The organism is Paenibacillus agaridevorans (assembly GCF_003112455.1).
Taxonomy (GTDB): domain Bacteria; phylum Bacillota; class Bacilli; order Paenibacillales; family Paenibacillaceae; genus Pristimantibacillus; species Pristimantibacillus agaridevorans.
Map to the genome: position 1 here is coordinate 53,313 of NZ_BDQX01000289.1, position 8,003 is coordinate 61,315.

At 53.3% G+C, this 8,003-nt stretch carries 8 protein-coding genes; 4 read left to right on the forward strand and 4 right to left on the reverse strand.

The features are described 5' to 3' along the window. The coding region (locus PAT3040_RS37350; RefSeq protein WP_507763378.1) for an early set domain-containing protein at window positions 1–2,281 on the forward strand (2,281 nt) is incomplete at its 5' end. A gap of 393 nt (window positions 2,282–2,674) precedes the next feature. Here PAT3040_RS37350 and csaA read toward each other — a convergent pair. Then, complete coding sequence (csaA, locus tag PAT3040_RS23930) at window positions 2,675–3,007, reverse strand: chaperone CsaA (RefSeq protein ID WP_108994663.1); 333 nt, start codon at window positions 3,005–3,007, stop codon at window positions 2,675–2,677. After that, on the reverse strand, window positions 2,994–3,905 hold the full coding sequence (locus tag PAT3040_RS23935) for a DMT family transporter (protein ID WP_087571989.1): 912 nt from the start codon (window positions 3,903–3,905) through the stop codon (window positions 2,994–2,996). Before PAT3040_RS23935 ends, csaA begins: the two co-directional genes overlap by 14 nt. Before the next feature lie 151 nt (window positions 3,906–4,056). On the opposite strand from PAT3040_RS23935, the gene PAT3040_RS23940 reads away from it, so the two are divergent. The 3 genes from PAT3040_RS23940 (at window position 4,057) to PAT3040_RS23950 (ending at window position 6,715) form a co-directional block, all read left to right on the forward strand. Then, complete coding sequence (locus tag PAT3040_RS23940; protein WP_108994664.1) at window positions 4,057–4,962, forward strand: AraC family transcriptional regulator; 906 nt, start codon at window positions 4,057–4,059, stop codon at window positions 4,960–4,962. Window positions 4,963–5,100: 138 nt separating this feature from the next. Beyond that, window positions 5,101–6,054, forward strand: a complete 954-nt coding sequence (locus PAT3040_RS23945; RefSeq protein WP_108994665.1) for a DoxX-like family protein — start codon at window positions 5,101–5,103, stop codon at window positions 6,052–6,054. Beyond that, window positions 6,038–6,715: a DUF4166 domain-containing protein gene (locus PAT3040_RS23950; RefSeq protein ID WP_108994666.1), complete on the forward strand. Its 678-nt coding sequence runs from the start codon at window positions 6,038–6,040 to the stop codon at window positions 6,713–6,715. Before PAT3040_RS23945 ends, PAT3040_RS23950 begins: the two co-directional genes overlap by 17 nt. Before the next feature lie 69 nt (window positions 6,716–6,784). Here the strand turns inward: PAT3040_RS23950 and PAT3040_RS23955 are convergent, their stop codons facing one another. Next, window positions 6,785–7,681, reverse strand: coding sequence for an AraC family transcriptional regulator (locus PAT3040_RS23955; RefSeq protein WP_108994667.1), 897 nt, complete (start codon window positions 7,679–7,681; stop codon window positions 6,785–6,787). 37 nt (window positions 7,682–7,718) lie between these two features. After that, window positions 7,719–8,003: helix-turn-helix domain-containing protein (locus PAT3040_RS37355; RefSeq protein WP_181376798.1), on the reverse strand; the 285-nt coding region annotated here is incomplete at its 5' end.

Genomic DNA, 8,003 nt, shown 5'->3' on the forward strand with positions numbered 1-8,003 from the left:
TCTGGGAACGGAGCATCCGCGCACGCCGGGACACGGCAATGTGATCTCCATGAACAATTGGGCGGGCATGCTCGTCAAGCTGTCAGAGTACACGGGAGACTCATACTTCGAAACGATGGCTCGCAACGCTATTGTCGGACGTTATGGGAATTATCCCGGTTATTATCAGGATAGGTATCTGTTTCACACGATGAAGGCTAATTATCCATATACAGGACCGGATTATACATCGATTTATTGGCATCATATTCCGGTGTTTATTTCGATGCTGGAGGATTTTCTCATCAATAGCGCCTGGGCAAAGTCGGAGCGCAGCATAGAGTTTCCATCCCTGAACCAATCGGGATATGCCTATTTTGCTTCCAATCAATATGGGCATGCTCCTGGCGTGTTTTACGAGGAAGAAGAGATGTGGCTGTGGCTGGATCGGGGCATTATCGAGCCCGATTCCGTGGAAATCGATTATTTGGCTGCGCGCAAAGATGGCAAGCTTGGTCTTGCGCTGTTGAATGAAGGCAACCTGCCGCGTGAGACGGTGATTGAACTGGGCGAGAAAGTGCCGGGAGGAGCGACGTATTCCGGTACGGCAACCGTCTATGAAGCAGACGGCACCGAATCGTCGGTGGCTGTAGTAGATGGGCAGTTCACGCTGGAGATTCCCGCCAAGGGGATTCGTTCGGTCGTGCTGAGCATTCCGGGCATGCAGGCGCCGGGCTACGCGAGGACTGATGTCGAGTATTCCAACAACCTGCGCCAGACGGTAAGCGAGCATACTCGCGGCAAGGGGCATGTCATTCAACTCGAGCCGGATAGCTACTACGCGTACGTGTATGTATCGGATATGAACGACAAGTCCGACAAAGTGAGCATCAGCTATCAGGTGGGCAATACGACAAGCAACGCCGAGAAGGTCGGATACCCCTATGAATTTCTTATCAAGGTGGAAGACCCTAATGCCGTCTTTACATACGAACTGACGGCGGAGAAGGGGGGACAGAACGAGTCGCTGGGCGGCGGCACGCTGCATCCGACAGACTTCGCGAGTCCCGGCGTATCAATTCCGGAAGAGGGGCAATTCGAGCCGATCGAGCTATCGGTGATCACCTCGGGGACGGGAAGCGGACGTCTGCGGTTTGTCGTCGATCTTGATGCTTTCCCGTTCGCGGTCAGCGAGAATCTGCTGAAAGACTTGCGCGTCACCGGGACATTGACGCCTGCCAGCGGGCCGGCGCTGGAGCTGGACAGCACCATAATCGGCAATGAAGTGCGCCCTAACGGCACGACCGTGCTGGTGGTTCGACCGACGGACGAGGTGCCGCTGGTCAACTATCAGAACTACGCCATTACGCTGACTATTCATCCCCGGCCTAAGCCCGGAAACTTTGAGCCGTTCGCCCTGTCGGTCATCAGCGCCGGACGGGCGTCAGGCCATAACCGCATGGTTGTTTCCGCCGCCGATTTTCCTTTCGCCATTGCGGGCAACACGTTGAGCGGGTACCGGGTGACCGGCGTGCTGAAGCATAAGACGAACGGCTCGGCTCTGGTGCTGGACAGTGTCATCAGCGGCAATGAGATGCGGGCCAACAATCAGACGATCCTGGTGATCGCGCCGACCCTCGAGGTGCCGTACCGGGATTACAACGACTATGAGATCGAGTTGGCCATTCATCCGTTCGCGCCCGATGCGGCGCCAGTCCCCGCGAGTGCCGAGCTCTCCCACAATCAGGGAACAGGCGGCATGGCGGACGGCTTCTACGATGTGACGATGAATTTGTGGTATGGCAACAACGCCGGCTTATATCAGCTTTATGAAAATGGGGTTCTGATCGATACGCAGTGGCTAACCGTGAACTCGCCAGCGGCTCAGACGGCGGTTACGCCTGTGACCTACAGGGAGAACGGAACTTACCGCTACCATGCTCGTCTGGCCAATGCATTCGGCGAGACCGTGACCCCAACTGTAATTGTCGAGGTGACGGAGGCATCGCCCGCGCCTTTCGTTCTCTCCCACGACAACTGGGCGGGGAGCGGCGAATATACCGTTACCATGAATATGTGGTGGGGACGCAACGGAACGACGTACCGTCTCTTTGAGAACGGCGTTCTGATCGATACGCAGGCGCTGCCCGATCAATCACCGATGGGGCAGTCGGTTGTGACGGAGCTGCACGGCCGCTCTCCGGGCGTGTATGCCTATCGGGCGGAGCTCGCTAACTATGCCGGCACGGTCACAAGCGAAGCGGAGACTGTGGTAGTAGACGGAGCTCCATTGGGCGAATAGTAGCACACAGCGAGCCGCGGTTCAATCCGACGGCCGAGACTGATTGATACAACCGATGCCGAACCAGCCGGTATTGGCATATGGATCTAAAATCTATACAAAAGTGGCTGTCTCAAAATTAAGATTGTTCGCTTGTTGAAATAGCTCACTTGATGAATGAAACGTCAAAAATGAAGAAATGGCGGTGCTAGGGCGTTATCCCTTCACCGCCATTTCTGGCTTTTGGTCTATTGCCGCCTTCTTGAGCAGGTGATTTTGTTCAAATAAAGGAAAGTATCAGTAAGTTTTTCTACTTGGCCTCTAGTTCTCGGAATGAAACTTTCTGCGCCGCCAAAGGACGGCGACAGCCGTTTCACCTTGAACGGGATGATTCTTGTTAGTTATACTTCGCCATTAACCAATCGCAGTTCCATTCCGCATGATCATATCCGGTTTCAATAGAATGACATCCCCTTCTTCCGGGACTCCTCCGAGCACCAATACTTCGGACTTGAACCCTGCTATGCGCCGGGCGGGAAAGTTAACCACGCATATGACTTGTTTCCCGACGATTTCCTCGGCTGTATACCGTTTTGTAATCTGCGCGCTGGAGGCTTTTATTCCAATTTCAGGCCCGAAATCAATTTCGAGCTTAATAGCAGGCGTTCTCGCTTCCGCAAAAAACTCCGCCTTCGCAATCGTTCCGACACGAATATCGAGCTTCATAAAATCTTCAATGACTGCCAACTTTTATTCCCCTCACTTTTAATGATTTAGACCAAAAATACAACCCCATGCCCAGTAATGTCAATAATCCGCCTAAAAACTGAAAGAACGATATGGTTTCTCCCAATAGCAGGTAAGCAAGAAAAATGGCAAGGATCGGTTCACCGATAATGCCGACCGAGATCGTAGTCGCCCCGATCGAATTCAACAGGAGATTAAAAATATATTGTCCGAAAATAGTGGGGATAACGGCAAGCATTAAAAAGTAAGTCCAATCGGACGAGTCGTATCCCGTCAAAGAAACTTGATTCGCCAAATTGTACGCGAGCATGACGGTGCCGCCGATCAGAAACACGATGACACTGTACGCATTGGCAGGGATTTTGCGGCTGACTTGCTGCCCGGCGAGCAGATAGGCCGACACAAAGAGCGTTCCTAGCAAAGATAATCCATCTCCAATCAAAGCTGCTCTCGAAATCCCGATGTCCCCCCAAGCTATTGCGATCGAACCCAAAAGCGCAACGATCAGGCAAATCACGGTAAGCAGACGAGCCCGTTCTTTGAACCATACATACGAGCCGATCATGACGAATAACGGCTGCAGGGATAAGATTACCATAGAACTTGCAACAGAGGTATAGACCAGCGATTCCATCCAGAATAAGAAGTGCAAGCCAAGCAGGACGCCGGCAAGAATTACGATGCTCCAGTCTTTTTTATTCAAGTTCAAGGTGCGAAACGATCTCCAGGGCACAAAAGCAAGCATGATGAACACGGAAATAAACAATCTGTACATTCCGGCCACAGATGTGGGCGTATCCGAAAACTTGATCATGATGGAAGAGAAAGAGACGGACAAGATGCTGACGAACAACAAAATAAACGAACGGGACGAAGAAAGTTTATTGCATGCAAACACGGTTCCTCCCAGATGCTAGAACAATTTCCTGTGCACGGAATTGTTAAGGTATGCTTAAGCTGAATATAATAATATCATCACGGGCTTTGATTTCGTGCAATAATATCTTTAATTAGTATAGAAATATCGTCAATAAAGGAGTTGCGGCCGCGTGGGGAAACCACTGCACGAAACCATACAATATCCAGACGAAGCTTTTCCGTACATTATGTACACGCATACGAACGAAAGATCGATTCCCGATGGCAGGGGAATCAACGATCTGCATTGGCATGAAGAATTGCAGATGACCCTGGTGACCAAAGGAAAGATGACCATACAAATTAACGGCATCGATTATCGTCTGTCGACCGGAGAAGCCATATTTATCAATAAAAGCGTGCTGCATATCGTTTCCCGTCTAACCCATGGCGGCGAATACGTCAGCTTTAACTTCCCGGAGAAGCTGCTCGCCTTCTACCCGGACAGCGCTATGGAGCAACTTTACGTGCATCCGGTTACTCATTCTTCTTTACTGTCATTGATAATCAGGGGGGATTCGGAGTGGCATAATCAGATTCTGAACATGCTGTGGGATATGAAGCAGGAATTCGAGAAGCAAAAAGCCTGGGGATGGCAATACGAGATCTCCATTCGAACGGTACAGTTATGGATGATTCTTGTCTCAAATATGACATTGCCTGCGGAGGAGGCCTCCAAACATAACAGGCTTCAACAAGAAAGACTGCAAGTAATGCTTAGCTTTATTCACCAAAACTATACGGACAATATAACCTTGAAGGAAATAGCCGAGGCCTCGCATCTGAGCGTGTCGGAGTGCACTCGCGGTTTTAAGAAAAGCATTCACATGACGCCATACTTCTACTTGGTTAAGTACCGCATCCGAAAAAGCCGCGAGCTGTTGGATTCCACGGATCATTCCGTAACCGAGATCGCCAGGAGAGTTGGTTTTAATCACGTCAATCATTTTATCCAGTCTTTCAAAAAACATTGCGATATGACTCCTAAGGAATTCCGTAAGATTAAAAACGAGCAGAAGGAGGCTGGTCGAGCTTGATAGCATAAAGCAGGGTACTACGCCGCGTAGTACCCTTTTCGTTGGGGACCCACAATAGTTGGAACTGCCGCGTTCGGCCAACTGGCGTTACAATTAGCGCAACAACCCGTGTGAAGGGAAGAACAGGGGAGAGCGCATATGAGAACGACGCCGATCTACGTAGAACTGGATATCGCTGCCGATATGGATGCTTTATGGTGTCACACTCAGGAGCCGAACTTGCACCAGCAATGGGATTTACGTTTTACCGATATTACGTATCTTCCGAAAGAAGGAGAGAACTCTCCGCAACGGTTTCTCTACCGTACTCGTATCGGCTTCGGGATTGCAATCGCGGGCACTGGCGAGTCAAGGAGCTCCAGATCAACCGCAACCGGAGGCGCGATCTCCACGCTCGTATTCGAATCCGAGCAGCCGATTTCGCTTATACGACGGGGCGGCGGCTACTGGCGGTACAAGCCAAACGGCGATCGAGTAACCTTTAGCACGAAGTTCAATTATACGACGCGGTTCGGGTTTGTCGGCCGGTTGTTGGACCGTCTGGCGTTCCGTCCGCTGTTCGGCTATGCGACCGCCTGGAGCTTTGATATGCTGCGGATCTGGTTAGAGCGCGGCATTGCGCCTGCCATTACGATTCAGAGAGCGGTCATTCATTATGCGTGCGTAGCGGTATTGTCTCTCCTGTGGCTGTACGAGGGGCTTGTGCCGAAGCTGCTCAGTCCGGAGAGCGGGGAGCTTCAAATCTATCGGGCGACCGGCTTGTTCCCGGATTGGGAGCATGTGTTGCTGCCTTTGTTGGGAGTGGCGGAGATCGGCATGGGCATTGCGGCAGCGATATGGCATCGACGAAGAGCGGCTTATGTCGGCCAATCTATCTTGCTCGTCCTGCTAGGGGGCACGGCGATTGCCGGAACGCCGGAGCTGCTGTTATCGCCATTTAATCCCCTCGTGTTGACTGTTCCCATGCTGGCATTGGCGATCATTGCCGCTATGACGGCGTCTGGCGTACCGATGGCCGGCCGTTGCCGTCGGAGGAACGAGGATGAGGTCAGCGCGGAGAAAGGAGGCGGCAGTCATGAAGTCTATCTATGAGAAGGCGCTGGGCGCCGACTTCTCCAAGCTGCACCCGCGCATAAGAGAGCGCTTCGGCTTTAGCAGCTCAGACCGGGTTAAGTCCGTTGGCCGAGGAACGATGGAGCGAATCCGTTACGCCAAGCTGGCGGCACTGCCTCTTTATGCAGGAACGAAGCGGCATATCATGTTTCCTCAGGGAGGGCACGACATCCCCTTTACAATCGAGAATTACGCTTATGTGGACGGTTATGGGAGAGAGACGGTGACATGGATTCGTTCCTTCAAGTTTCCGAACGCCATCCGCCGTTTCGACGCGACGATGATCTATAGCGATAGTCGCGGGAGGATCGTCGATTATTTGGGCACCAAGCAGCATCTCGCGGTCGACCTGCAAATATCGGCAGCTCCCAACGGGGGCATTCGCATTCGCTCGGGAGAGCAGCGCTTCTACGAAGGACTGCTGCAATTCCGATTCCCTGCAAGTCTGACCGGCATTGCCGACGTGTGCGAATGGTACGATGATCGGGCAGACTGTTACCGGATTTCGGTCGAAGTAAATAATCCGTTGATCGGCACCGTATTCGAGTACGAAGGTTCGTTCCAGGCGAGACTGGCGGAGACGGAGCAGGGCGAGATTCCGCTCGACGTCAAGCCGCTGCGCGAGGAGCTTCGGGAGTAGTTGAGCGGTCAAGACCCGAATGGAGCGGGGAAGGGGCTGGTTAGCCGCGAACGGACGGAGACAGCCGTTTCACCTTGGTGCCAACGCCTTCTGGCGGTATTGCCTCGGCGTAATGCCGCTCTCTCTTCGAAATACATGGTAAAAGTGGGACAGATCGCCGAAGCCCGATTGAGCGGCAATCTCCGTCATCGGCCAGTCGGTGCCCGCGAGGAGCCGTTTCGCCTGATTAAGCCGATATTCCGTCAGCAATTGCGTCACCGTAAAGCCCGTTGTCGCCTTAAAGAGCTGCAGCAGCTTCGAACGCGATACGGGAAACCGTTCCAGCAAGCCGTCGATCGTAATTTGGTCGCGGTACGACGCGGCCATGCAGGCGACCACCTCCTTAATAAGCCGCTCGTTCGCGCCGCTGGCGAGCTGCTGCTCCGCCGGCGAATGCTGCAGCTCCCCGATCAGCAGCATCACTTCCGTCAGGCGATGCAGCATCGCGAGCTCGCGCAGCGGATCCGGCGAACATAGAAGCTCGGCCAACCCCGCGGCCGCCGAGCGGGCGCGCTCCGATTGCGCCGCCGTCAGAAAGTAGTGGCTGCTTGTCGAGGAGCCCCCTAGCAACTGGCCGAAGGGGCTTATCTTCCATCCGCATAGCTGCCCCATTGTTGCCAGATAGGCTTCGTCTATCGTCAAAATATAGCGGCTAAACGAATCCTCTCCAGAGTAGGGATGATGCACGACGTTGGGGCCGATAATCGTAAGCGTCCCGGCATGGAGCGGGTACAGCTTCTCTTCGACGATATAAGAGCCGCTGCCGCCGAGGCACAAGTAGATTTCGCAGCCTTCGTGAAAATGCAGTCGCTTGCGGGGCAATTTCCCGGTTCGAAACTCGCAATGAACGGGATGCCGTTTCAGAAAGCTGTTCGTGACCTCGTCTTTTTCGTAAAGCTGCCGCGTCTCGTCTAAGGAGCTGGACACTTGTATCTCCTCCTCGCTTTATCTGATTAATGATCAATCAGGCTTTCATTTGATCCCGATAAGCTTTGGGCGTTAACCCCGTTAACTTTCTGAACTGCTCGTAGAAGTGGCGCATGCCCAGGAAGCCGCAAGCCGCTGCGATATCTTCGATGTTGTCGTCCGTCGACAGCAGCAAATCCTTGGCGCGGACAAGCCGCTTGGCGTTTACGTAGTCGGTCACGGTCATGCCGGTCAGCCCCTTGAAGACGCGGGAAAAGTGGCTGGGGCTGACGTCCGCGCGGCCCGCCAGCTCCGCGAGTCCTCCGCAGCCGACGGGATCGCG